This is a genomic window from Anaerocolumna xylanovorans DSM 12503 (assembly GCF_900143645.1).
Taxonomy (GTDB): domain Bacteria; phylum Bacillota; class Clostridia; order Lachnospirales; family Lachnospiraceae; genus Anaerocolumna; species Anaerocolumna xylanovorans.
Map to the genome: position 1 here is coordinate 236,283 of NZ_FRFD01000004.1, position 23,909 is coordinate 260,191.

General features: G+C 40.3%; 22 protein-coding genes, 3 tRNA genes, 1 other RNA gene and 1 other annotated feature. Of the genes, 4 read left to right on the forward strand and 22 right to left on the reverse strand.

Features of this window, described 5'->3' with window-relative positions; translation table 11 throughout:
• Position 1: 1 nt before the first annotated feature.
• From BUF11_RS07195 to BUF11_RS07250, 12 genes are all read right to left on the reverse strand, one after another.
• Positions 2 to 928, reverse strand: a complete 927-nt coding sequence (locus tag BUF11_RS07195; protein WP_073588161.1) for an ABC transporter ATP-binding protein — start codon at positions 926 to 928, stop codon at positions 2 to 4.
• Positions 912 to 3,536: a hypothetical protein gene (locus BUF11_RS07200; protein ID WP_073588162.1), complete on the reverse strand. Its 2,625-nt coding sequence runs from the start codon at positions 3,534 to 3,536 to the stop codon at positions 912 to 914. Before BUF11_RS07200 ends, BUF11_RS07195 begins: the two co-directional genes overlap by 17 nt.
• Complete coding sequence (locus BUF11_RS07205) at positions 3,533 to 4,741, reverse strand: sensor histidine kinase (protein ID WP_073588163.1); 1,209 nt, start codon at positions 4,739 to 4,741, stop codon at positions 3,533 to 3,535. Before BUF11_RS07205 ends, BUF11_RS07200 begins: the two co-directional genes overlap by 4 nt.
• Entirely contained in the window at positions 4,731 to 5,432 is a 702-nt protein-coding gene (locus tag BUF11_RS07210; RefSeq protein ID WP_073588164.1) for a response regulator transcription factor, read from the reverse strand. The genes BUF11_RS07205 and BUF11_RS07210 overlap by 11 nt, the downstream gene beginning before the upstream one ends.
• Before the next feature lie 129 nt (positions 5,433 to 5,561).
• Positions 5,562 to 5,941: RNase P RNA component class A (rnpB, locus tag BUF11_RS07215), an RNA gene on the reverse strand.
• Positions 5,942 to 5,988: 47 nt separating this feature from the next.
• On the reverse strand, positions 5,989 to 7,650 hold the full coding sequence (locus BUF11_RS07220; RefSeq protein WP_073588165.1) for a nucleoside kinase: 1,662 nt from the start codon (positions 7,648 to 7,650) through the stop codon (positions 5,989 to 5,991).
• A gap of 110 nt (positions 7,651 to 7,760) precedes the next feature.
• Entirely contained in the window at positions 7,761 to 8,462 is a 702-nt protein-coding gene (locus tag BUF11_RS07225) for a tRNA (adenine(22)-N(1))-methyltransferase (RefSeq protein WP_073588166.1), read from the reverse strand.
• Positions 8,463 to 8,472: 10 nt separating this feature from the next.
• Positions 8,473 to 9,561, reverse strand: a complete 1,089-nt coding sequence (rpoD, locus tag BUF11_RS07230) for an RNA polymerase sigma factor RpoD (protein ID WP_073588167.1) — start codon at positions 9,559 to 9,561, stop codon at positions 8,473 to 8,475.
• A 46-nt stretch (positions 9,562 to 9,607) separates the two neighbouring features.
• Entirely contained in the window at positions 9,608 to 11,392 is a 1,785-nt protein-coding gene (dnaG, locus tag BUF11_RS07235) for a DNA primase (protein WP_073588168.1), read from the reverse strand.
• 86 nt (positions 11,393 to 11,478) lie between these two features.
• Positions 11,479 to 12,498: a deoxyguanosinetriphosphate triphosphohydrolase gene (locus BUF11_RS07240; RefSeq protein ID WP_073588169.1), complete on the reverse strand. Its 1,020-nt coding sequence runs from the start codon at positions 12,496 to 12,498 to the stop codon at positions 11,479 to 11,481.
• Positions 12,499 to 12,633: 135 nt separating this feature from the next.
• Entirely contained in the window at positions 12,634 to 13,359 is a 726-nt protein-coding gene (locus BUF11_RS07245; RefSeq protein ID WP_073588170.1) for an SDR family NAD(P)-dependent oxidoreductase, read from the reverse strand.
• Positions 13,360 to 13,482: 123 nt separating this feature from the next.
• Positions 13,483 to 13,557 (reverse strand) — tRNA-Pro (locus tag BUF11_RS07250).
• Positions 13,558 to 13,736: 179 nt separating this feature from the next.
• Here BUF11_RS07250 and BUF11_RS07255 point away from each other — a divergent pair.
• The 3 genes from BUF11_RS07255 (at position 13,737) to BUF11_RS24300 (ending at position 15,204) form a co-directional block, all read left to right on the forward strand.
• A complete protein-coding gene (locus tag BUF11_RS07255; protein WP_073588171.1) occupies positions 13,737 to 14,372 on the forward strand; it encodes an epoxyqueuosine reductase QueH in 636 nt (211 codons plus the stop codon).
• Between the two features lie 283 nt (positions 14,373 to 14,655).
• Positions 14,656 to 14,850, forward strand: coding sequence for a hypothetical protein (locus BUF11_RS07260; protein ID WP_073588172.1), 195 nt, complete (start codon positions 14,656 to 14,658; stop codon positions 14,848 to 14,850).
• A 195-nt stretch (positions 14,851 to 15,045) separates the two neighbouring features.
• Positions 15,046 to 15,204, forward strand: a complete 159-nt coding sequence (locus BUF11_RS24300) for a hypothetical protein (protein WP_175562008.1) — start codon at positions 15,046 to 15,048, stop codon at positions 15,202 to 15,204.
• 245 nt (positions 15,205 to 15,449) lie between these two features.
• Here BUF11_RS24300 and BUF11_RS07265 read toward each other — a convergent pair.
• The 3 genes from BUF11_RS07265 to BUF11_RS07275 form a co-directional block, all read right to left on the reverse strand.
• Positions 15,450 to 15,522: transfer RNA gene (locus BUF11_RS07265), tRNA-Thr, on the reverse strand.
• 10 nt (positions 15,523 to 15,532) lie between these two features.
• Complete coding sequence (gene sigH, locus BUF11_RS07270; RefSeq protein ID WP_073588173.1) at positions 15,533 to 16,165, reverse strand: RNA polymerase sporulation sigma factor SigH; 633 nt, start codon at positions 16,163 to 16,165, stop codon at positions 15,533 to 15,535.
• Positions 16,166 to 16,424: 259 nt separating this feature from the next.
• Complete coding sequence (locus BUF11_RS07275; RefSeq protein WP_073588174.1) at positions 16,425 to 16,694, reverse strand: CD3324 family protein; 270 nt, start codon at positions 16,692 to 16,694, stop codon at positions 16,425 to 16,427.
• 400 nt (positions 16,695 to 17,094) lie between these two features.
• Here BUF11_RS07275 and BUF11_RS07280 point away from each other — a divergent pair, with 400 nt between their 5' ends.
• A complete protein-coding gene (locus tag BUF11_RS07280) occupies positions 17,095 to 17,895 on the forward strand; it encodes an EcsC family protein (protein ID WP_073588175.1) in 801 nt (266 codons plus the stop codon).
• A 176-nt stretch (positions 17,896 to 18,071) separates the two neighbouring features.
• Here BUF11_RS07280 and rlmB read toward each other — a convergent pair whose 3' ends face one another.
• From rlmB to BUF11_RS07315, 7 genes are all read right to left on the reverse strand, one after another.
• Positions 18,072 to 18,812 (reverse strand): 23S rRNA (guanosine(2251)-2'-O)-methyltransferase RlmB, encoded by a 741-nt coding sequence (gene rlmB / locus BUF11_RS07285; protein ID WP_073588176.1) that lies wholly within the window; start codon positions 18,810 to 18,812, stop codon positions 18,072 to 18,074.
• Position 18,813: 1 nt separating this feature from the next.
• Complete coding sequence (locus BUF11_RS07290; protein ID WP_073588177.1) at positions 18,814 to 19,329, reverse strand: Mini-ribonuclease 3; 516 nt, start codon at positions 19,327 to 19,329, stop codon at positions 18,814 to 18,816.
• Positions 19,314 to 20,753 carry a cysteine--tRNA ligase gene (gene cysS, locus BUF11_RS07295; RefSeq protein WP_073588178.1) on the reverse strand — a complete coding sequence of 480 codons (1,440 nt, stop codon included), beginning with the start codon at positions 20,751 to 20,753 and terminating at the stop codon, positions 19,314 to 19,316. The genes BUF11_RS07290 and cysS overlap by 16 nt, the downstream gene beginning before the upstream one ends.
• Positions 20,754 to 20,791: 38 nt before the next feature.
• The gene (gene cysE, locus BUF11_RS07300; RefSeq protein ID WP_073588179.1) at positions 20,792 to 21,496 is read right to left on the reverse strand and encodes a serine O-acetyltransferase; all 705 of its coding nucleotides are present in this window, start codon (positions 21,494 to 21,496) and stop codon (positions 20,792 to 20,794) included.
• Positions 21,497 to 21,640: 144 nt separating this feature from the next.
• Positions 21,641 to 21,859 (reverse strand) — a binding site (T-box leader).
• A gap of 131 nt (positions 21,860 to 21,990) precedes the next feature.
• Positions 21,991 to 23,136: a GNAT family N-acetyltransferase gene (locus BUF11_RS07305; RefSeq protein WP_073588180.1), complete on the reverse strand. Its 1,146-nt coding sequence runs from the start codon at positions 23,134 to 23,136 to the stop codon at positions 21,991 to 21,993.
• 52 nt (positions 23,137 to 23,188) lie between these two features.
• Positions 23,189 to 23,752, reverse strand: coding sequence for a 2-C-methyl-D-erythritol 2,4-cyclodiphosphate synthase (gene ispF, locus BUF11_RS07310; protein ID WP_073588181.1), 564 nt, complete (start codon positions 23,750 to 23,752; stop codon positions 23,189 to 23,191).
• 82 nt (positions 23,753 to 23,834) lie between these two features.
• Positions 23,835 to 23,908, reverse strand: a tRNA-Met gene (locus BUF11_RS07315).
• Position 23,909 lies beyond the last annotated feature (1 nt).

Below are 23,909 nucleotides of genomic sequence, written 5' to 3' on the forward strand. Positions count from 1 at the left end.
GTTATGTCTCCTCCTCATGGGTTATTTGCAGGAACAATGTTTCTAAGCTGCTCTCTTCTCTGGAAAAGGAGGATATTACTCCGCCTGCCTGGATAATGGAACCTAAAAGGGCTGCCTCATCCTCTTCTTTTCCTGAAAACAGCAGCGTAACTACATTATCCAAAATGGTAATCTTCCTTGTATAGGGATTTTCCTTAATTATTCTTATTATAGTTTCCTGATTATCAACCATTTTAAGAACCAGCGGCCTGGAATTCCCTCTTGCAGATGTTATTTCTTCCATAGAGCCTGATATCACTAACTTTCCTTTTTCAATGATTCCCGCATGGGTGCAAACCTGGACAAGTTCCGGGAGAATATGTGAGCTGATAAGTATAGTTTTGCCTTCACCGGAAAGTCTCTTAAGAATATCTTTCATAAGCACCCTCGCCCTGGGGTCAAGACCGGAAGCCGGTTCATCCAGTATCAGAAGCTTTGGCCCATGTACCAGGCACCTTGCAAGGCAAAGTCTTTGTTTCATCCCTCTGGACATAGTATCCACATAGCTTTCATACTGTTCTTTTAGCTGAACAGTATCTAAAAGCTCCATGCACAGCTTTCTTGCTCCCTTCCCATTTATACCATAGATGGATGCATAGAACTCCATGTACTCAATCGCTTTCAGATTATCATACACACCGAAAAAGTCCGGCATGTAACCAATTTTCTTCTTTAATTCCTTATTATTTTCCAGCGCACTGACTCCATCCACCCACACTTCTCCCGAGTCCGCTTTTAACAGTCCTGCACAGATTTTCATGGTCGTGGTCTTCCCTGCCCCATTGGGCCCTACAAAACCGTATATCTCACGCTCTCTGATGTTTAAATTCAGATTATTAAGTGCTGTGTATTTGCCGAATTTCTTAGTCAGATTATTTATTGTTAACACTCTGCCCTGCCTCCTTCCAATAGGATATATGCGGAAGAACCACCTGGTAATTCTGTATGGCGTTTTCCTGCCGGAAGCGCACGGTTAATACATTATTATCGGTCAAATATTTTGAGGCATCGATTTCTGTGTCATAATTATCTGTAAAAACCTCTTCATATTTCCCTGTGTCAACATTCAAAAAATATACTGTCCCATTAAAGTTCTGGGTATATTTACTGTTTCCCTTCAAATTCTGATTCTTCAAAAACGTAAAGCTCTCTATCTTTTCTTTTTCCGGGAACTGATAGGATAACAGCATGCTGTCATTTACCATATAGCGGCTGGTATAATAGGTTCCCATACTGCTGCCCTCCAACTGGATATAAGGATCAATACTGCATACGAATTCTTTTTCCTCTGACTGCTTATTAACGGCAACGGGTATTTTTATAATTTCGGTTCCCGCCACCTGCATCAGAGAAGCAAGCTGGGAAAGGAATTCATCGCCTTCCCCTTCTCTGTTTTGTATGTTGAATTGTTTATAGCTAATAAGGCAATCAGTAAAACATCCCTGTGAATAATTATTTTCTATTACATTCCTTATCAGCAGGTTCAGTCTTATATTTTCATTGCGGTTCTTTCCTTCCTCCTGCAACCCTGTCAGGTCTTTTATCAAAGAAGTATCATACAGGTCATCAATCGAATTCAGATAATAGCCGGAAACATTTTTTAAGGTTATAGTCTCACCCTTCTTGATCTCTCCGATATTTATCAGGTGTTCGTCACACAGCAATATGGCAGTGCTTATAGTGTAATCAAGATTATTCTGTATCGTTCCGCTTATACCGTCTCCCGTATGGCTTAGCTTACACAAAAGCTTTCCTTTTTGTTCCTCCGTTTTAAAATCCCCCTGAAAGTAAACGGGTGAAAAGGCTGTATTATCTGTAACCTGTAATTTCACACCGCTGCTGTCAAACTGTATAACTTTTTTAACGTTATTATAATTGACAAATGCTTGCTTCATCCCATAGTTATGAGCATAGGGATTAGCATCACTTATTTCTGTAAGCGGAAATCTTCTGGTAAGATTCAACGCATAGTCATAGTTATTCGGCATTCTTAAGGCCACCTCTATCCTATCCATACCTGCTTGCGTATAATCCTTTATCCGCAGGTAATCTGCATACGGTTTTGTAATCCTTGTTCCTGTTCCCGTAATAAAGATAATCAACGCAAATATCACTGACAACACAGATACTGCCAACAGACCGTAACCCTGCTTCTTTTTCCTTCTTAGGCACAGATAAGTCAATGGCCCGGAAAGGAATAAATACAAGAGTATTATAATAATGTACATATAAGTAGCCGGAACTTTCTTATACTTTAGGGAGGCTATATTACTAATCTGGCCGTCATTCATGTACCAGCCATAATATTCATTGTCCAGCTGGTTTCGTTTTATCTCACTGATATTTTCCGCTATCTGCCGGATAATAGAAAGACCCATTGTCTGTTGTTTCTTATCTAATCCAATGTCAAAAGCGATTAGTTCTACTTTTCCATATCTTTTTTTGGAACAAAGCATCAGTGTACTTTTGTTTTCTCTTACCAGATTAATTCCATTATCAAGAGAAATACCTGCTATCTGTTTTGTTACCGTTTGAGTCTTAAGTGCTGCTATTTCTTCCTCTGACCATTCCTCCAGGCCGTATTCCGGATAAAGATTTACAGCCTCTGATAACAGATTGGTATTGCTGTCGGAAAGCTTTTGAGAATTCCTTTCTATAAGTTCCTGATAGAAAAGCCTTCTGCCTTTTTGGTAGTCCAGAATATACTGTTTTAAGACCTTTAAGTCATTACCGGATGTCAAAAAGCTTATATTTTCCTGTTCTTTCCTGCTGCCTATCGTTACCCCAAAGTCCTGTCCGAACACTGCCTTGATTTCTTTATCATATGCACCTGCTGTAAGAACCAGGGTGCCTCCCCCATAAACCCATTCCTTTATAGCTTCCGTCTGTCCGCTGCTAAGCTTTGATACATCGAAATCATTTATAATTAGTACATCCAGTAAATCCAGTCCCCGATAATTCTCTGTGATCATATCGGCAGTAAGGTAAAAGGGCTTAAGATTCAGGCTGCCCAGGTAAGATAATGCCTCTTTGTTATCCGTTAATACACCTGCATAAATGGTCTTGTCATAATTTCCAAAGGTCAGCCTAAACTTATGCTCTAATACCTCCTTCTTTTTCTTATTCAACAGCTTTACCTGGAGGTATCCTGTATCATCAATGATGGGGATAATCAGAGATACCCTTTTACTCTTTCCTGCTTCCACTGTGAACTTTTCCGTATAAAGAGCATTGTCCTTGGATTTTGGTATCAGACACTCAAAGCTTCCGGTAAATTCTTTTTCCCCGTTATTCTGAATATTTCCCGTTACATTTACATATCTGCCGTATTTTACGGTATTATCGTATCCATAGCTTACCAAAAGACTTAAGTTATCTTCTTTATCTGTTAACAAATCTGCCTGTGTATTCTCCTTTGCCTGTACCGGAAAAGGCAGGAACAAAAGGATGGAAAGGCATATAGTAAGTACTGACAGAAAAATGTTTCCTTTTCTCATATCATTACCTCTCCCTGCTTAGGCAGGCTGACTAAAAAGACCGTTCCGTTATAATCACTGCGTGCCTTAATGCTTCCGCCATGCATTTCAATGATATTCTTAGCAATGGCTAAGCCTAAGCCTGTACCTCCCGTTTCATTGGAACGCGATTCCTCCAAGCGGTAAAAGCGTTCAAATATCGCCTCCAGGTCTTTTTCCGGTATCAGTTTTCCATAATTCACAACAGATATGTTAATCAGTGTCTTATCTGCTAAAATATCTATCTGTATACTTTTCCCGTCCCTGCCGTATTTTATGGCATTGTCAATAAGATTTGCAAAAGCTCTGGCCAAAAGATTCCCATCTCCAAACACAAAAACAGAAGAAGTATTTGTGGTGAATTCATATTGGAGGTCATTTTCCTGAAAACTTGGGTAGAATTCATCTGCAAGCTGTTCTATAAACTTAACCACATCGATATCGCTGCATTCAAGAGCCACTTCACCGGAACTGAATTTCGTATAGGCAAATAAATCCTCTATCAGCTTTTCCAGCCTCTTGGATTTGGTATAGGCAATTTCTACATAATGCTTTTTTACATCGGAAGAAATGGCATTTTTCCCACGAACAAGATCAAGATAACCGATAATCGAGGTAAGTGGTGTCCGAAGATCATGTGCCACACTGGTAATTAACTGGTTTTTCGTACTTTCGCTCTTTCTCTCGTTCTCTATTATCCTCCTGATGTCTCCTCCCATCTGGTTAATCTTGTCCGCAATAAGGGCAAATTCGTCATCATTATCAATGGTTATCCTGGTATCGAAGTTACCGGAGGAAATAGCAGTAATACCGCCGGCTATTCTTTCAATATAAATCGCAAATTTTCTGGAAAGAAGAAGAAAATACGCCATAAACAGGACAATTCCAAAAACCAGCGCAATTACTATGACCATACCTATCATTCCCCGCGTAGGTCCTCCCTCAAGCCTTGGGCGAAAGCTGCCCTCTGCCGGAAGCTGATTGTACAGACTGTTATTATGAACTATACCACTGCCATTTACCTGGGGTATCTCTCCAAGTACTCTATCGGAATTTCCATTTGCTACATGGTAGATAATATAGATTCCAAAAACTATGACTGCTTCCGTAAGAAGTGCATAAACAAGGCTTAACAGGCTATATAGAACTATTTCAAAGCGAAAACTCTTAAATATACTATTTTTCAATTTTATATCCGACTCCCCATACTGTTTTTATAATCTGTGCATTTCTGGAATCCATCTCAATCTTTTCCCGTAATCTCCTGATATGCACCATTACTGTATTATTGGCTTCGTACATTTTCTCATTCCAAACCCTTTCAAAGATCTCATCCGTAGAAAAGACCCTGCCCGGATTACTGGCCAGCAAATATAATATATCAAATTCAATAGGGGTAAGCTTTACCTCCCTGTCATAAGCTATTACCCTATGATCTTCTCTGTTTATAACCAGATGGTTTATTGCAATCTCTTTGTCAGGCTTATCTTCATGGGAGCTGGGATTGAATTTTGTAAACCTTCTAAGCTGGGATTTGACCCTCGCCGTAAGCTCAAGAGGATTAAAAGGCTTTATTACATAGTCATCGGCACCGGTACCAAGGCCGATTATCTTATCAAGGTCTGCTGATTTGGCACTTAACATAATTATAGGAATCGTGCTGGTTTCCCTTATCGTCTTACACATGCTAAGACCGTCCGTGCCCGGCATCATAATGTCTAATATAATAAGCTTGATATCTTCTCTTTTCAGGATTTCAAAACCTTCCTTGGCATTGAAGGCCTTAAAGACCTGATAACCGTCTCCGATTAAGTGTATTTCCACCAGTTCTGCAATTTCCCTGTCATCGTCTACCACTAATATACTAGTCTGCTCCATCTTATTCTTCCTTTCCGCTAAAGATGTTCTGATACTTTCACTCTATCACAGATTCTACCTGAAAGTCTTTACTTTTTTCTTAAAAGTAAAAGAAGCTGATGTAAAATAGTTACACTATTCTACACCAGCTAAATGAGCAGCACTATAAGCCGAGTTCTGTATCAAATGGTCATCTATCTGTGCCCCATGTTACCATGAGGCTCGTTCCGAGAAACTAACGTATCCCGCAAACCGCGACCTACCCTAAAGCACGACGGGCAGCCGTATCGCTTTAATATTCGGTCTTGCTTCGAGTGGGGTTTACATATGCCCTGGGTGTTACCATCCAGGCGGTGGGCTCTTACCCCACCATTCCACCCTTACCGGGAATTCCCGGCGGTATATTTCTATTGCACTATCCTTAGAGTCGCCTCCACCGGACGTTATCCGGCACCCTGCCCTATGAAGCTCGGACTTTCCTCACCTATGGCCTTTCGGCAGCTTATAGGCGCGACCATCTGTGCTGCTCACGAATTGTTATTCTAACATGAAAGGCAGACAATGTAAAGAGATTTTATCATACATTAAAGCAGCTGCCGCCAATGAATTCTTTCAGAATAGAGTGCTTTGGCACCACATCACTGTTAACGCAAAGGAAATAATCCAAAAACTTAAGCATGCGCTTTGCCTCAATATATTCTTCCGAATCACGCCTTACGCCAAATAGTACAGGTTCTGCATAGGGTTTTAGGATGGAAAGCTCATAAAGTAAGGCAGAATTAAACATAACATCCGCGTCTTCCTGGTACGGAAATATATTCTCCTCTTCTCCCCTTCTGACAGAAGGCCACATACCGATTGTCCTTTCCCCGTTAGCTCCTCTGGTCCTTGCATCCCGTACAAGCCTTCTAAGAAGCCTTAGGTCCGTGGTGGGTATGCGGTTGTGTTCGTCAATATTTAGTGATGTAAGGGCACTGATATATATTTTAAATTTGCTTTCCCTTGGTAAACTGTGGGAAAGCTTGTCATTAAGCCCATGAATCCCTTCGATTACCAGAATATCATTAGGACCGAGTGTTTTTTGATTTCCTTTATATTCCCTGTGTCCGCTTACAAAGTTAAAGTTTGGCAGTTCTACCGTCTTTCCTTCCAAAAGTGCAGTCATATCCCTGTTAAAGGTTTCGGTGTCTATGGCCTCCAGCGATTCAAAATTCGGCTTGCCAAATTCGTCAAGAGGTGTCAATTCTCTTTCCACAAAATAATTATCCACTCCTATCGGATGCGGTGTTAAACCATGTGCCTTAAGCTGGATGGACAAACGGTGGGAAAAGGTGGTTTTTCCCGAAGAAGAAGGGCCTGCAATCATGACCAGCTTCTTTCCTGACTCCTTTATTATAGTGGCAATTTCACCGATTTTCATTTCCTGAAACATTTCCTGGGTAAGAATAAGCTCATTCATTTTGTCGGCTACAATCGCTTCATTCAGTGCTCCTACCGTGTCAATTCCCATGGTTCCGGCCCAGTTATTGGATGTCTTTAAGGTGTGGTATAATTTTTCCGGCATCTCAAAAGGTTTTAACTCCTTGGGGCTCTTTCCATCCGGCAAAAGCAGTATCATTCCATCATCCTTTGGTATCACATCAAACCATGCCAGCATGCCGGTGCTTGGGGGCATATAACCATAATAATAATCCTCAAAACCCTCAAGATTATAGATATTTGTCTTGGAAACACGTCTGTAGCGGAAAAGCTTTTCCTTATCATGCATTCCATAGGAATTAAACAGCTCAATGGCATCATCTGTTCCTATGGTCTTTTTAATAAACGGAATATCTTTGGAGATATATTCCTGCATTTTTCCTTTTATCTTATCTGTCAGTTGCTTTGTTACAGGCACCTTCATATAGGGCTGGCAGTATATTCCATCCTTCAGGGAATACTCAACAGATACCTTCGTGATATTTTCCCTTCCTATAATACTGTATATTGCTTTCATAAATACCAGTATCATACCTCTGGTATAGGTCTTATGCCCGGCATCCTCCGATGTTGTAATAAAACGGAGTTTACAGTTCTTTTCTATATTCTTGGTAAGCTCACGAAGCTTATTATTCACCAACGCGAGGATAAAATCCCCTCCGTCCTTTGGTGTATATTCCCGGCTGATATCGAGAAGTTTTGTACCCTTTGGATATTCTTTTACAACGCCATCTATCTCAGCCTTTATGATTTCTTCCATCTCTACCTCTTTTCTGAATATTCAAGCTACGACTGAATATTCATTAATTGGAACAAACTGATTCAAGTTCTATGCTAAACAGTATATTCGCTTCTTTAAGATAAAACGCTTTATTCCTCAAAATATTTAAGAGCTTCCTCTACGACGGAAATCTCCTCCTTTATTTCTGCAAGTCTCTTAGCACTTCCAAAAGTAGCCGGCTCTGCCAAAACTGCTTCTACCTGGCTCTTTAAGCGCATTTCCCGCTCCAGATACTCTTTTACTACCGGCTCCCTGCTTTCTAAAAGGAGCTTTCCATAGAGATAGAATATATCCTTTTCGTAGGCTTTGGCTTTGTCAGCTTTTACTGCCTTTATGATTACATAATATTTCTCATCTTCTTTTACCATCTTTTCCGACTGAATCTCATAGCACTTTTCATGAAGATACCGGCGCAGGAAAAAAATCTCCGATTGGGGCTGAAGTATTAATTCCTTCACTCCCAAAAGAGACTCCTCTCCTTCTTTTAATATCTTAACTATAAGGGCTCCGCCCATTCCTGCAATTACGACGGAATCTGCTTCACTGGGCTTAAGCTTTAAAAGTCCGTCAGAAAGTCTGGTTTCTATCTTACCTGTAAGCCTCCAAAGCGCTATGTTTTCATTGGCCCTGCTTAAGGGGCCAATATTTACATCCATGGCGATTACTTTGGGCGCTATATTATTTTCTGCAAGATATATGGCTATGTAGGCATGGTCGCATCCTACATCTGCAACCCTGTTACCCTTTGTAACAGTATCTGCAACAGTCTTTAGTCTATTTGATAATTGCATGCTGTCCTCATTATTCCAAGTAGTCTTTTAATTTACGGCTGCGGCTCGGGTGCCTTAATTTACGGAGTGCCTTTGCTTCTATCTGACGGATTCTCTCTCTCGTGACATTAAACTCCTTGCCCACCTCTTCCAAGGTCCTTGCCCTTCCGTCATCCAATCCGAAACGGAGTCTTAACACCTTCTGCTCTCTGTCTGTTAAGGTTCCAAGAACATCTAAAAGCTGCTCTTTTAATAAGGTAAAGGCTGCTGCTTCGGCAGGCACCGGTACATTGTCATCTTGAATAAAATCTCCTAAGTGGCTGTCTTCCTCTTCTCCAATAGGCGTCTCTAAAGAAACCGGCTCCTGGGATATCTTCTGGATTTCCCTTACCCGTTCAACCGGCACATTCATTTCCTCCGATATTTCTTCCGGTGTTGGTTCTCTCCCAAGCTCCTGCAGTAACTGTCTCTGGACACGAATCAGCTTATTAATGGTTTCTACCATATGGACGGGGATACGGATAGTTCTGGCCTGGTCTGCAATGGCTCTGGTAATAGCTTGTCTAATCCACCAGGTGGCATAGGTGCTGAACTTAAAGCCCTTGGTATAATCGAACTTCTCTACAGCCTTTATCAGTCCCAGATTTCCTTCCTGAATCAGGTCGAGAAACATCATACCTCTGCCTACATAGCGTTTTGCTATACTTACTACCAGTCTTAGATTGGCCTCTGCCAGCCTCTTTTTGGCGTCAGTATCCCCAACCTTCATTCTCCTGGCCAGTTCAATTTCTTCGTCTGCACTAAGTAATGGAACTTTGCCGATTTCCTTTAGATACATTCTTACAGGGTCATCTATACTGATTCCTTCCGGTATGGAAAAATCAATCTCTTCTAGCTCCTCATCATCTTCTAAAAGGATATCCTCTTCCTCCGTTATACGAAGAACGTCCACATTGTTTAATTCCAGAAATTCATAGATTCTTTCAATCATAACGGAATCCAGTTCAAAATCTGCAAAAAAATCATTGATTTCCTGGAATTCCAGAACATTTTTCTTCTTTTTGGCAAATACCAGAAGTTCTTTTAACTTTTCCGTGAATTTAACCATGTTCTCATCCATTATTTATCCATCCTCCTTGCTTATTCCAGTAATAGCTAGTAGTATTTTAACCATCGGTAAGGGAAATATGCAATTTCTGTAAATCAGCCTGTTCTTTGATGATAGCCTGCAGTGTCAAAATATCGTTTTTCTCTATAGCTTCCCTGCTTTGCTTTTCCAGACTGTTCTTCTTGATTCTTTCCACTGTTTCGTTTAAAGCCTTCTCCTTTTCCTTAGCGCTCATCTCACTGCTAAGCTCCAAACTAAACAACGACGCTGCTTCCTTTTGTTCTTCCTTGCTTTCAAAATAGTTCAAAATTTTGGCGGGTGTTACCTTTCCTTCCTTTTCGTACTGTTCAAACAAAAGCTCCGCTGCCTGTTTATATAAATCCTCTGTAAAATCAGCCGGCGTAATAATTCCTTTAATTTTATCAAAAAGCCTTAGGTCTTCGATCAACCAGGTTAACAAAATTTTCTGTGACTGCCTTATTCCCTCAATGGGTAAATTCTTATTCCTCCCCCTTTCCCTATGTTCCCTGGGCTTATAGCTGTCGCCTGTACCAAGTCTGGCACCGTAGCTATTTACCAGTTTTCTTAAATTATCAAAACCGATATCATATTTTTTAGATACTGCTTCTATATAAATATTTCTCTCGATTTCTTCTGTAAATTGCAGCATTTTCTTCGCTGTTTCATTAAAGAATTTCGTTTTTTGCTCCGGGTCATCCATGTCATAATCCCTCTCCATGACCTCCACCTCAAAAAGAAAGGAGTTCCTTGCCCCGTCAATTCTTTTCTGAAACTCTTCTGCTCCGAGAGCCTTTATAAATTCATCCGGGTCCTTATAAGGCTTCATATTAATGACCTTCACCGTAAGTCCCGTTTCCTTTAAGATGGGAATTGCCCGAAGAGCGGCTCTTGTACCTGCTTCATCACTGTCATAGGTCAAAAGCACCTCGCTTGTATACCGCTTGATTAGATTCGCCTGAAGTCCTGTAAAGGCAGTTCCAAGAGAGGCTACCGCGTTGGTAAAGCCCGCCTGGTGAAGTGCTATTACATCCATATAACCTTCACAGATAAGAAAATTCGGTTTTCTGGAGGTTCTGGCAAAGTTAAGGCCGTACAAATTCCTGCTCTTATCAAAGAGCTTTGTTTCCGGGGAATTTAAGTATTTGGGAAGCCCGTCCCCCATTACTCTTCCGCCAAAGGCGATAACGCGGTTGTTGACATCCATAATAGGGTACATGACACGGTTCCAGAATTTATCATAGACCTTATGCCTCTCATCAAAGCTGATCAACCCGGACTCCCTTAAGATATCATCCTCATAGCCAAGGTGCTTTAAATAGCGGTAAATGTCATCTCCGGTCTGATTGGAATAGCCAAGTCCGAATTTCTTAATAGTCTCCTCAGTAAGCTCTCTTTTCGTCAGATAATCCATAGCGGCTTGTCCTCTTTGTGATTTCAGTTGAAAATAATAGTACTTTGCCGCTTCTTTATTGATTTCTAAGAGCCTTGCCTTAATTCCGGCCTGGCGCTTGGCTTCTTCACTGATTTCTGCTTCCGGCAGTGTAACTCCTACTCTTCCTGCCAGATGTTTTAATGCCTCTACAAAGGTATAATTCTCATAGTCCATAAGAAAGGTGAATACATTGCCTCCCACTCCGCAGCCAAAACAATGATACATCTGCTTTGCGGCACTTACACTAAAGGACGGAGATTTCTCATTGTGAAAGGGACAAAGTCCCATATAGCTGCTGCCCTTCCGCTGTAATTTCACATAGGAACTGATTATATCTACTATGTCATTCTTCTGTCTGATTTCTTCTACCAGTTCTTCCGGATAAAACATGGGGTCTCCTTTTCCTTCTATTTTAATTTCTATGTTATCTGTTCAAACTTCAACAGTTGGTAATCTCCTGTATGACCCAATAAAGTCTAGTACACACTCCAGGACCTGGGAATTGCAATCTCCTTGAATTTTGCAACAGCAAAGCGGTCCGTCATGCCCGCAATGTAATCGCACACCACTCTTGCTTCCTTGTGTCCTTTCTCTTTAATCATATTCAGATATTCCTCCGGCAGCAAATCCAGATCCTTGCTGTAATATTCAAAAAGGTACTTAAGCATAGATTCTGCCTTCTGCTCCTCCCCTTTTGCCTTTGGATTTGTATATACGCTGTAAAACATGTATTTTCTCATGCCAAACATTGCCGCCTCAATGGCAGGTGACATACAGATGTCCTCCCTATCCTCACTGCAGCTGACAATGTCATGTATCAGAGTATTTAAACGTTCCCTGGAGCTGTGGCCCAATATGTCCGTATATTCCCCCGGAATATCCTCTTCTGCAATAATATGTCCTCTTATGGCATCGTCAATATCATGGTTAATATAAGCTATCTTATCGGAATACCTGACAATCTTTCCTTCCAAAGTCATTGGAACACCTTTTGTCTGATGGTTTACAATACCATCTCTTACCTCTCTGGTAAGATTTAACCCTTTGCCATGGTTTTCGAGCAGCTCCACAACACGGATGCTTTGCAAATGATGCTCAAAGCCTTCCGGACAAATATCATTTAATGCCCTCTCCCCCGCATGTCCAAAGGGAGTATGTCCCAGGTCATGTCCCAAGGCAATCGCTTCTGTCAAATCCTCATTCAGTCTTAATGCCTTGGCAATGGTTCTGGCATTCTGGGATACCTCCAGGGTATGGGTGAGTCTTGTTCTATAATGGTCACCCTCCGGCGCCAAAAATACCTGCGTCTTATGCTTTAATCTCCGAAAGGACTTAGAATGAAGAATACGGTCTCTGTCTCTTTGATAAATCGGTCTGATATCACAGGGTTCCTCATAAACATCCCTGCCCAGGGAACTGTCACTAAAAGAAGCATAGGGACTTAAAAACTGATGTTCCCTCTTCTCCAGCTTTTCACGCATACATAAAGATTCCATACCTTTCTCCCTTCTATCAGATTAATGCTTATACTATTAATATTCCACCAAAACTTCCCGATTCCTTTTTTTATTTTCGAATTTTAAAGAAATATTTCTATTATTTATGGATAATTCCCGCGCTTCGGTTGGAAATTATATTTTATATTCCCATCCTTCGTCGTTATGATATATCATAAGTCTGCTCATCCCGCCGTCAACGGTGATATTTTCACCGGTTATAAAGCTGCTCTCCCCACTGCACAGAAACATGGCAAGCCTTGTAATATCCTCTGGCCTTCCGATTCTCTTTACCGGATGCTGTTTCTTATCTTCATCGGAAAATTCTCCTTCCGTGGTATCAATCCATCCCGGAGAAATGCAGTTAACCCGTACCTTTCCCGCAAGGCTTACTGCCATGGCATGGGTAAGAGAGCGGATTCCCCCCTTGGCAGCAGAATAACTTTCAGTATCCTCCTGGGACATAGCAGCACGGGTGGAGGAAATATTTACGATAGCACCTCCCTCGTTAAAGGAATCCATAAATAACTGCGTCAGGTAAAAGGGTGCCGCAACTCCTACTCTTAATACCTCATTAAAAGCTTCAAAGCTGCAGCCGGATAACAACCCTTTATTGCTAAAACAGGCATTATTAATCAAATAATCTATCTTCCCAAACTTAATCTTTACTTCCTCGGCAAACTTCCTGATATCCTTTTCTTCTGCCAAATCCCCCTGATAAGAATAAGAAATCTCTCCATTATACGGCAATTTATCAATTACAGCAGCCTTTGCACCGGCTTTTAAAAAACCCTCAGCCATATTTCTTCCGATGCCTCTTGCCCCGCCGGTTATTACAACAATCTTTCCGGTAAAGTCCATATAGCAAAACTCCCTTCTGTTATTCTAAAATCATTTCACCGGTATTTTGAATACGAAAACGAAGCAGCAGGATTCCCATCTAAATCCTACTGCTTCCTATTATAATACATTATAAATAAAAAATCGAGGCGACAAGATTTGAACTTGCGACCTCTGCGTCCCTAACACAGCGCTCTAGCCAAGCTGAGCCACGCCTCGATTGTTTCTGTGAAATATGTCTTGCGTTTCACAGCAATAATATAATATAATATTCTTTGAAAAAAATCAAGAGGAATTTTCATCTTTTTTAAAAAAATTTAAAAAGTATTATTAAGTAGAAAAAAATGCTATAAAAACTGCCATAATCCTACAATTTCAGGCAGTAATGGAGGAAACCCTTGGATATTGTAAGAAATTATCAAAAAGAATTGGAGAGAATACTTTCTGACATCACTCTAAAGGCTGTTACACCCAGCCTTCTTCTTCATAGCTGCTGTGCTCCTTGCAGCAGCTACTGTCTGGAGTATTTGACTGATTACTTTAATGTGACTATATATTATTACAACCCCAACATCTCTTATAGGGAAGAATATGATAGACGGGTGCAGGAACAGATTCGCCTAATTAAAGCACTGCCGTTTAAGAATCCCATTTCCTTTATTGAAGGAAGCTACGAACCGGAAGCTTTTTACCAAATAGTAAAAGGACTGGAGAATGAGCCGGAGGGCGGTGACAGGTGCTTTGCCTGCTATGAGCTTCGTCTTAGGGAGGCTGCAAAGTGTGCAAAGGAGCGTGGATTTGATTACTTTACCACCACCCTCTCTATCAGTCCCCACAAAAATGCGGCAAAACTTAACGAAATTGGTGAGCAGGCTGGTTCTGAATACGGCGTTTCTTATCTGAATTCAGACTTTAAAAAGCGTAACGGGTATAAGCGTTCTATAGAGCTTTCCAGAGAATATGAGCTCTACCGGCAGGATTACTGCGGATGTGTATATTCTATGGCAAATTCCCATAAAGAGGACAGACCATGAACTGAAAGAAAAGGCAGCAAGTTCTACTGCCTTCTCTTTTTCAGCCTCTTAATTTCATCGTTTATCAATTGAATCACAAGAAGAAAATCTTCGTCCTTACAATTGCACAGGCAAAACCGGATCCCTTCTGATCCAGGAAAAACCTTAAGAAAACACTTCTTTACACTGCTTACAAGAATATTTTTGTTCATCAGGCGGTTTACTATTATAGCAGAGGATTATTTCTCAACACTTGATTATCCCATGAAATATGAATAGCTCTCATTAAAAAAAGGAGATATAAATGAACGAATCCTATTTTGATGGGGGACTGCTGCAATATATTGGATGGAACCTGTTGGGAACCTTGGTAACCATCTGTACATTAGGCATCTATTCCTTTTGGCTGTGTATAGCATTAAGTGTGGGTTTTTCTGTTAGTATCTCCGGTTCTAATTTCGCAAGTACCAAAGTATCTATTGTTTTCTGTAGGTACTGATTTGATTTTTTGACAACTTCCACTTATTGCTGCAATGCCCTTATTTCCGGCAGGGACGCATCCGAATTGCTCCTCATGTTATATTTCTTAATCAAGTCTATTATTTTCTTGATTTATCACTACTTTCTCGATTATTTATGGTATAATCTTCTTACAGGCTTGTGTTCCAAATACTAAAGAAAGGAGAAAATACTTATGAGTAAATCAGATAAAGAACTTACTGTAGAACTTGTTATTGCCCAGATCCAAGCATCTTCTGTAATAAAACATACAGGGCATGTTCTAAAGTCTGAAACTGTGACAAACTTAATAACAACTTATTACAATACCTTACATTCGCTTGATGATAAGTAAATAGTTATGTCGAGCATAAGGGAAATTAGAATGAGGCTTATATTGGAATATGTTTAAGTAAACTTAATTCACCGGGTGGCAGTATGGTAATTGGGCACTGAACTTAGGAAAGGGCTGGATTCAAGTTTTTAATGCGTGCTGTATATACTGCCACCTTACTGGTATAAATCAGAATGACATTATGGAGTGATTGAACCAAATAAAAAAAGCCCCAAGCAATTTGCTTGGAACCATTGATTTTAGAGAGCTCCCGACGAGACTTGAACTCGAGACCTTTACCTTACCAAGGTAACGCTCTACCGACTGAGCTACGGGGGCATTAATTGGTTTAATATAATTCCTTTAAAACAGTACTTAGTTTTAAACGAATCCGCTGCAATGCATTATCAATTGACTTTGGTTCTTTTTTTAATTTGTCTGCTATCTGAAGATAGGAATAATCATGCAAATATAGATCCAAAACTGACTTTTCAAACTGACTTAAATGCCTTACGAGTTCATATTCTAACATACTTGTACTCTCTTTGTCAATAACTAATTCTTCCGGATTTGAAATTTTATTCTGAATTACGACATCAGCAAGAGTCTCTTTATCTTCAAAATCGGCATTTTCACTGTATGTGGGAGTATATAATGACACGTATGTATTTAAGGGGAGATTCTTCTTACGGTTAGACGCCTTAATGGCAGAATACATTTGTCTGGAAATGCAAAGGTCGGCAAAGCTGTAAAAGGTGCTGTCTTTTTCCGTATTATAGTCTCTGATTGCTTTGTATAAGCCTATCATACCTTCCTGAATTAAGTCCTCTTTATCACCACCAATTAAAAATAATGCCTTGGCTTTGTTTTTAACAAGAGTTTTGTATTTTGTGAGCATATAGTCCATTGCATAAGAATTACCCCTGCGGATCAAAGTTATGATTTCTTCATCACTCTTTAGATCCAATTTCTTATCAGGCATTTCGTTTTAACCCCCTGGTCTGTTTAAAATGTCTAAATTAGTTTACTACAGCAACTTTATACCCAGTGTAGCACAGGAACTATAAAATAGCAACCGCTTAAAGAAGGCACTGCCTGATTGCTCAGACAATGCCTTCTTACTCTTTAGAGTTTAAACACCTCTAATTTGTGATACAATACAACCATCCCCTTTCCTCTTGGAATCGACCGGTCAACTGTATTATCTCACAGTCTCCTTCCCATTGCCAGGGTAAGAACGATTATATATGATTTTTCCTATATATGATTTTTCTAATGGTATCTTCACTTAGGTGATATTCCTCTGATAAATTCTTAACCGGTTCTCCCTGCATGAATAAACAGGTAATTTCTTCATTTCTCTTATCAATCCACTCTCTGGTTCCGCTTATACGTCCCCAGCCAGCCTTGCTGCTCCTCTTTGGAATATAGACAAGGCATCCTTCAGCATATTGCTGAACTTCCTTTAACAGTTGGTCCGGCAATACATCTGCTCCTTTTTTGTAAGTCAAACAGCATTCCCTCCATTACAACTATACTATTAACACTACGAAATACAAAGCTTCCCATGTAAAGCCACCTCCTTATATGTTTTAATAAATAATGTTTTACTGCTCAAATAGAAAGTGAAAATGGTTTTTAATTTTCACACAAATCAGTATATCATAGATTCTGTTGAATTTCCAGTTTTTTGTGATTTTTATTGAAGGTTTTTCTTTAATACGTTATAATTTTTAATTAATATCAGAAAATAATAGATGGGTAATTCTATCTGGCTCCACAGCATAAATCAGGATATGAAAATTTCACATTATTACGCAGAATCAAAGTTTTAGTTCATATATTTACAATAGCGGATTTAAAAAGATTCATTCACACTGCCTCACACCAATCCATAGAAAGGATATGTATATGAAAAAACTGTTAGAGGAACAATTAAAGGAAATGGAAGCAAAAGAAGAACATTTTCTGCAGGCAAAAGATAATTCCTATTTTAAAACAAAAATTAATCCCCTCCTCGATAAGGTAAGGAGTAAAGTTCCGGCTAATTTAAAAGAAACATTGGATAAAGCCTTTTTTAAAGCCTTTGAACTGATTTACGATAAGGGAACCAATATCATTGAAAAAACCTATAACAAAGACAGACTCCGGGTAGAACATGATATCAATAACCTGGCCGTGAACAGAAAACTTTCCAAAAAGCACCTGAAGGATTTGGATAAACCTTCCCTTGATTCCAGCCGTTTTAATGCAACTTTTTCTGCAATAGAGGGAAGTGTATTGGGAATTCTGGGGATTGGGCTTCCGGATATTCCGGTTTTTCTTGCCCTGATTATCAAATCTATGAATGAGATTGCTTTAAGCTATGGCTTTTCCTATGAACGGGAAGAAGAAAAGGTTTATATCTGTATGCTGATACAGGCTGCCCTCCTACAGGGAAAGGAACAGGAGGTGCTAAATATTCGAGCAGATGAACTAGCCGGGCAGATTGATACCGGAACTCTTCCTTCTCTGGATGTTAAGAAGGAAATGAAAGCTGCTTCCTCCTGTTTTTCGGAGGTACTTCTTACCGCCAAGTTCATTCAGGGTGCTCCGCTAATAGGTGTAGTCGGCGGAATCGTAAATCACAGCTATATCAAAAGAATTACCGCCTACAGCAGGATTAAATACAAAAAGCGCTACTTACTAAAGAAAATAAGAGAACAGCAATAACAGTAAAGAAACAATAAAAAAAGAAACACCCTTAGATGATACCTTATCTGAATGAAAGTCATTCCTGCGACATAGGTTATCTTCTAAGGGCGTTTTATATTTTTATAAAGTCTGTTACCAGCTGTGCCGGCTCTCTTTGGAATTGCGGATACTGCTTTCTTTAAAAGGCAAATTTATCAGGCCAACCTTTGTCTCACGATCTCATAAGAAAGTACTCCCATAGCTACGGATGCATTTAAGGAGTCAATATTTCCAAACATAGGAATCTTAGCCATATAGTCACACTTTTCCTTAATCAGCCTTCCAACACCTTCTCCCTCGCTGCCGATTACAAGACCAATAGGCCCTTTTAAGTTCAGCTTATACATTACATCGCCTTCCATATCTGCACATACAAACCAAAGTCCCTTTTCTTTTAATTCTTCGATGGTGACTGAAAGATTCGTAACCTTTGCCACCGGAATGTAGTTAATGGCTCCGGCTGAGGTCTTTGCAACAGTAGCTGTAAGCCCAGTCGCCCTTCTTTTGGGTATGATTACTCCATGGGCACCTGCCTGATTGGCAGTACGCAGGATCGCCCCAAGGTTATGAGGGTCCTCTATTCCATCAAGAAGGATAATAAAAGGCGGCTCTCCCTTTTCTTCTGCTGCCTTTAAAATATCCTCCACTTCTGCATACTCATAGGCTGCAGCATAGGCCATAACTCCCTGGTGTTTTCCGGTTTCTGAAAGCTGGTCAAGCCTTTCCTTCTTCACAAAGTTGATGATAGTGTCACCTTTCTTTGCTTCTCTTAATATGGACTTTATAGGGCCATCCTGGCAGCCGTCCAAAATGAACAGCCTGTCTATGGTCTTACCGGAACGGAATGCTTCCAGTACAGCATTGCGCCCCTCTATAGTAAGTTCTTCGTATCTCATTTTAACCTCTTTCTTCACTGTCGTTTTGCTGTATTTCCTGCTGCTGTGTATTGCTTTCTTTCTTCTTTTCTTCTGCTCCCGTACTTCTTCTTTCAAGTCCTGCTTTTATTAGTTCAAGAACTCTCTCAAGCCGGTTGTCCAGATACAGGTATCCTATCAAAGCTTCCAATCCGGTTGCAGACCGGTATTCCGTTATGCTTGCATTTTTGGCAGTTGTAAAGGATTTGGCATTGCGCCCTCTTTTATAGATAGAAAGCTCTTCCTCCGTAAGCATGTCCTCAATACTATGGTAAAGCTCCATTTGGGCAGACGCCTTGACAAGGCTGCTTACCCTTTTATGAAGCTTATTCACCGGAGCATTTCCCTGTTCTACCACCAGGGTCCGGATAATTAAATCGTACACTACATCCCCGATAAAGGCAAGCGTTAAAGGAGAATAGGTCTTTAAATCCGTCTCTGCCAAGGAAAATGTCTCTTTTATTATACGAATTAAGCCTTCCTCTACGCCCTTTTCCATCTTACACCTTCTCTTGTATCTTCTAACACAATTCCCTTCTCAAGCAGTAGATTCCTGACTTCATCAGCTCGTTTAAAATCTTTTTGCTTTCTTGCTTCCTGGCGGTCTTTGATAAGCTGCTCAATCTCTTCATCCAAAAGCTCTTCCTTTTTAAAAGCCTTAATTCCAAGGACACCGCACAATAATGTTATTTTATCCAGCAATGCCTTTAAAAAGGCGGGAGAGGATTCTTCCGTTCCATTGGTATTTGCAAATTTCACCAGTTCGAATATAGCAGATACTGCATCTGCAGTGTTAAAATCATCTTCCATGGCTGTTTCGAATTTCTCCTGAAACTTCGCCGCTTCTTTTACCAACTCCCCTTCTTCTTTTGAAAAAGCTTTACTTTTGTCCGTTGACAGCCCACTGACCATCTCGCATTCTTTTTTCTTTGCATTTTCTAAAAGATGTGTTAAATTGGCTGCAGCTGTCTGAATTCTATCCAATGCATTCTTAGATGCTTCCATAAGATCCCTGTTGAAATTAATCGGACTTCTGTAATGGGCGCTTAACATAAAGAAGCGCAATACCGAGAGGTCATAGCTCCCACCGATTTCCCTGACTGTAAAAAAATTTCCTGTGGATTTGGACATTTTCTTGTTATCAATATTTAAAAATCCATTGTGCATCCAGTATCTGGCGAACTCTTTCCCGTTGCAGGCTTCACTTTGCGCAATCTCATTTTCATGATGAGGGAAAATCAAATCCTCTCCTCCTGCATGGATATCAATTTCCTCGCCTAAGTATTTTTTACTCATTACCGAGCACTCAATATGCCAGCCAGGCCTTCCCTCACTCCAGGGGGATTTCCAGAAGGGTTCTCCTTCCTTCTTCGGCTTCCAGAGTACAAAATCCATGGGATCTTCCTTTTCGTCACTTACGGCAATGCGGATTCCGGCTTCCAGATCATCAATATTTTTCTTTGAGAGCTTGCCGTATTCCGGGAAACTTCTGGTGCGGAAATATACGGTGCCGTTTTTTTCATATGCGTAATTCTTCTCAATAAGGGTAGCAATCATCTCGATCATTCCGTCAATTTCTTCGGTTGCTTTGGGATTATAAGTAGCAGGCTCTACATTTAACCCTTCTATATCCTTCTTAAATTCCTTTATATAACGTTCAGATATCTCTGCGGCAGTTACACCCTCTTGGATTGCCTTCTTGATAATCTTATCATCCACATCCGTAAAATTAGAGACGAAATTCACCTCATATCCCTTGTATTCAAAATAACGCCTTACAGTATCAAAGATTATGATTGGCCTTGCATTTCCGATATGGATATAATTATAGACCGTAGGACCGCAGACATACATCTTTACCTTGCCCTCTTCCAAAGGAATGAACTCTTCTTTTTTCTTTGTCAGGGTATTATAGATTTTCATAGTAACCTCTTTCCGTGAATATCAATTCACAAAACATTTTATTCATCATTGGCTGAAACCTCATCCATGGATTGCTCCTGTATAATCTCATCCATCCCGAATTTTAACTGAATCTGCCTGATTTCCTCTCTTAGTACGCGGTTTTCCCTCTTTAGGCCTTGAAGCTCCGCATATACAGGATCAGGCAAATGTATCTGGTCCATATCTTCTCTTGGCACCTTTACATTATCCCTCTTTACGACATGCCCCGGAACACCAACCACCGTAGAATTTGCCGGTACCTCTGAAAGCACTACAGATCCTGCTCCTATTTTGGAATTTTCCCCAACAGTAAAGGAACCAAGTACCTTTGCCCCTACACTAACCATAACATTATTGCCAATGGTAGGATGCCTTTTCCCGTTTTCCTTTCCGGTGCCTCCTAAAGTCACTCCCTGATACAGGGTAACATTATCTCCCACAATGGCCGTTTCTCCGATTACTACCCCATTTCCGTGGTCGATAAATAGTCCCTTTCCAATGGTTGCTCCCGGATGTATCTCTATTCCGGTCTTCCTTGCAGTCCTTTGTGAAAGCCACCTTGCCAGAAAATAATGCTTGTGCAGATATAGCTTATGTGCCAGGCGGTATCTTAATATAGCCTTAAAGCTTGGATATAAAAACACTTCCATTGATGATTTTATAGCAGGGTCCCGCTCTCTTATTATTTCAATTTCTTCCTTAATATATTTTATGATACCCATTTTTAACTCCTTTCGTGAATATCAAATATTTGATTTTATATTCCTGAATACGTAGTTGAAAATTCATTTTTCAAACTAACTGCCATGGCATACCGAAAGTCTGAATACCGTCACAAATAAAAAGCATAAAAAAACTCCGTCTCATTTAGAGACGAAGTTACTCCGCGGTTCCACTCTATTATACAGGAAAAAACGCCTGCACTCTTAAAGGATAACGGCCCGACCGGATTAAGCTAAGCTTTCGCCTCACTTAATCAGCTCCCAGATGCACTTCGCCGGTATTCGGGTAAAGGATGCTTTCAGCCGGTGACATCCCCTCTCTGCTGCCCTCTTTCTGACTACTTTTCTGTTCACAGCTTTTCATATATTAGTTCCCATTGCATAAATCGTCTGCTTGCAGATGATTTACTGCATCAAATCAGGATGTGAAATGCTTTTTTATTTCACATTATATCCTTTATTCTATGCAAAAGGAAGGAAAATGTCAATCACAATTAAACAATCTCATTCAGAAAAAGTCTTCTGTAAAGTTGTATTTCTGATATAGCTTCAAATACACTATTCTTATCCCCTGATACTATCCGTTCTTTTATTTCTTCTTCTCCAAGCTTTCCAAAGAATAAAAGGGCAAGGTCTCCAATATCTCCCCTTAGCATGGGGGAATCTTCCGTATTGGTTACATTGCATCCGCTCTCACTGATATCCAGCCGGAAAATGCCGTTATTATCTGGTATTCTGTCATCCTTTGCTTCTATTACAATGGATATATCTTTTTTTGATCGAAGACTCGAAAAAAACGCCTTTAGGTTTATAATTCTTACCATAATCGCCGGTTCAAAGCCTTCTTCCTTCTCTTTCAGGCAGGAAGAAAATTCATGGTATAGTTTTGACAGCACTTCCTCCCTGTAAGCCAAATCATAAATACATTCTGAAAGCTGTAAACCATCATCCTTCATATAGGCCGCATATCCGATTAATTTATCTTTCTTGAAAACCAGTGCAATGCCGCCGTTAGTACTGCTCACCTCTATTAACAGCTTTTCATAGTACTTACGGCTTCTTAAGGCATAGACATCATATTCCTGTCTTAATCTGTTCTCAGCAAATTCCGTAAGAATCCTTCGGTTGTTTTTATCCGGAACAGTAAGCCTTAAAAGCCTGTTTTCCTTCTCTTTCCCGGATTCTTTTAAAGCTGTTTCTCTCATTTTTCTGACCCAGTTCTCCTGGGTATAAACTTTGCGGAAATCATAAGGATAATAGATTGCCTCCGCTGCCGGCATAAGGTAGGTAAAAGGTTTTCCTTCTTCATACATACTTTGAAGTGCTCTCTCAATTAAAAGCCCCATATACCCTTTCCGGCGCTCCTCTTTTCTGGTAGCCACCCCTACAATATAATCCGATTTTACTTCATTCCCTTTGACTTCCAAAGTATATGGATTTAAGTGCAGCATGGAGCATAATTTATCCCCCTTATACAGGGTATAAATACGGTTATAAGGAACTACCCACTCAAAATAAAAATCCGTATAGGCGTCAGAATCGCCAAAGCACTCCTGCCAGAGGCTGTAGACATCTTCTCTTACCTTCTCTATCCCGTTTTCTTTCGCCTCTTCCAAGGAAGTAAACATTACGTATTCCATACGTTCTCTATGCCTCCTTTCCTATCCCATCCTTTTGTGACGCTATCTATTCTTACCTGTTTTTTAAACTGCAGCCGCTGCAGCCGGCACAACCGCCTGTCTTTTCCGGAAACACATAGCTTCTGTCATCATAACGGTAATCTGCTGCACTGGTTAAAAGGCATACCGCATTGCAGGATATGCCAAGTCCCTCACCAGTAAAGCCAAGTCCTTCCTCTGTAGTTGCTTTGATATTAATTTGATTTAATTCTATGCCAAGAACACGTGCTATATTCTCTCTCATGGTCTCAATGTAGGGTGCCATTTTAGGTTTTTGGGCAATAATCGTTGCATCAATATTTTCTACAAGATAAAAACTTTCGTCTAAAAGCTCCTTCACTCTTTGCAATAATACCAGACTGGATACTCCCTTGTAGGTTTCATCCGTATCCGGAAAATGCTTTCCGATATCTCCTAACGCTGCTGCTCCTAATAGACTGTCCATAATTGCATGGGTTAAAACATCTGCATCCGAATGTCCTAACAGTCCCTTTTCATAAGGAATTGTAACACCCCCGATTATTAAATCTCTTCCCTCTACCAGCTTGTGTACATCATATCCTGAACCAATTCTCATCTATATCACCTTGCATTCGCAATTACTCCTTTTTAATAATTTATATTACAAAAAAAGACTGCCGGTAAGACAATCTTCCTAATAGCGAAGGACGGATTTGAACCGCCGACACTGCGGGTATGAACCGCATGCTCTAGCCAACTGAGCTACTTCGCCA

Excerpts from the sequence above, each read along its gene's own strand:
- BUF11_RS07200 (WP_073588162.1), bottom strand. The coding sequence starts at position 3,536 with ATGAGAAAAGGAAACATTTTTCTGTCAGTACTTACTATATGCCTTTCC.
- BUF11_RS07210 (WP_073588164.1), bottom strand. The coding sequence starts at position 5,432 with ATGGAGCAGACTAGTATATTAGTGGTAGACGATGACAGGGAAATTGCA.
- BUF11_RS07220 (WP_073588165.1), bottom strand. The coding sequence starts at position 7,650 with ATGGAAGAAATCATAAAGGCTGAGATAGATGGCGTTGTAAAAGAATAT.
- BUF11_RS07225 (WP_073588166.1), bottom strand. The coding sequence starts at position 8,462 with ATGCAATTATCAAATAGACTAAAGACTGTTGCAGATACTGTTACAAAG.
- rpoD (WP_073588167.1), bottom strand. The coding sequence starts at position 9,561 with ATGGATGAGAACATGGTTAAATTCACGGAAAAGTTAAAAGAACTTCTG.
- dnaG (WP_073588168.1), bottom strand. The coding sequence starts at position 11,392 with ATGTTTTATCCGGAAGAACTGGTAGAAGAAATCAGACAGAAGAATGAC.
- BUF11_RS07240 (WP_073588169.1), bottom strand. The coding sequence starts at position 12,498 with ATGGAATCTTTATGTATGCGTGAAAAGCTGGAGAAGAGGGAACATCAG.
- BUF11_RS07245 (WP_073588170.1), bottom strand. The coding sequence starts at position 13,359 with ATGGACTTTACCGGAAAGATTGTTGTAATAACCGGCGGGGCAAGAGGC.
- BUF11_RS07260 (WP_073588172.1), top strand. The coding sequence starts at position 14,656 with ATGAACGAATCCTATTTTGATGGGGGACTGCTGCAATATATTGGATGG.
- BUF11_RS24300 (WP_175562008.1), top strand. The coding sequence starts at position 15,046 with ATGAGTAAATCAGATAAAGAACTTACTGTAGAACTTGTTATTGCCCAG.
- sigH (WP_073588173.1), bottom strand. The coding sequence starts at position 16,165 with ATGCCTGATAAGAAATTGGATCTAAAGAGTGATGAAGAAATCATAACT.
- BUF11_RS07280 (WP_073588175.1), top strand. The coding sequence starts at position 17,095 with ATGAAAAAACTGTTAGAGGAACAATTAAAGGAAATGGAAGCAAAAGAA.
- rlmB (WP_073588176.1), bottom strand. The coding sequence starts at position 18,812 with ATGAGATACGAAGAACTTACTATAGAGGGGCGCAATGCTGTACTGGAA.
- BUF11_RS07290 (WP_073588177.1), bottom strand. The coding sequence starts at position 19,329 with ATGGAAAAGGGCGTAGAGGAAGGCTTAATTCGTATAATAAAAGAGACA.
- cysS (WP_073588178.1), bottom strand. The coding sequence starts at position 20,753 with ATGAAAATCTATAATACCCTGACAAAGAAAAAAGAAGAGTTCATTCCT.
- cysE (WP_073588179.1), bottom strand. The coding sequence starts at position 21,496 with ATGGGTATCATAAAATATATTAAGGAAGAAATTGAAATAATAAGAGAG.
- BUF11_RS07305 (WP_073588180.1), bottom strand. The coding sequence starts at position 23,136 with ATGGAATACGTAATGTTTACTTCCTTGGAAGAGGCGAAAGAAAACGGG.
- ispF (WP_073588181.1), bottom strand. The coding sequence starts at position 23,752 with ATGAGAATTGGTTCAGGATATGATGTACACAAGCTGGTAGAGGGAAGA.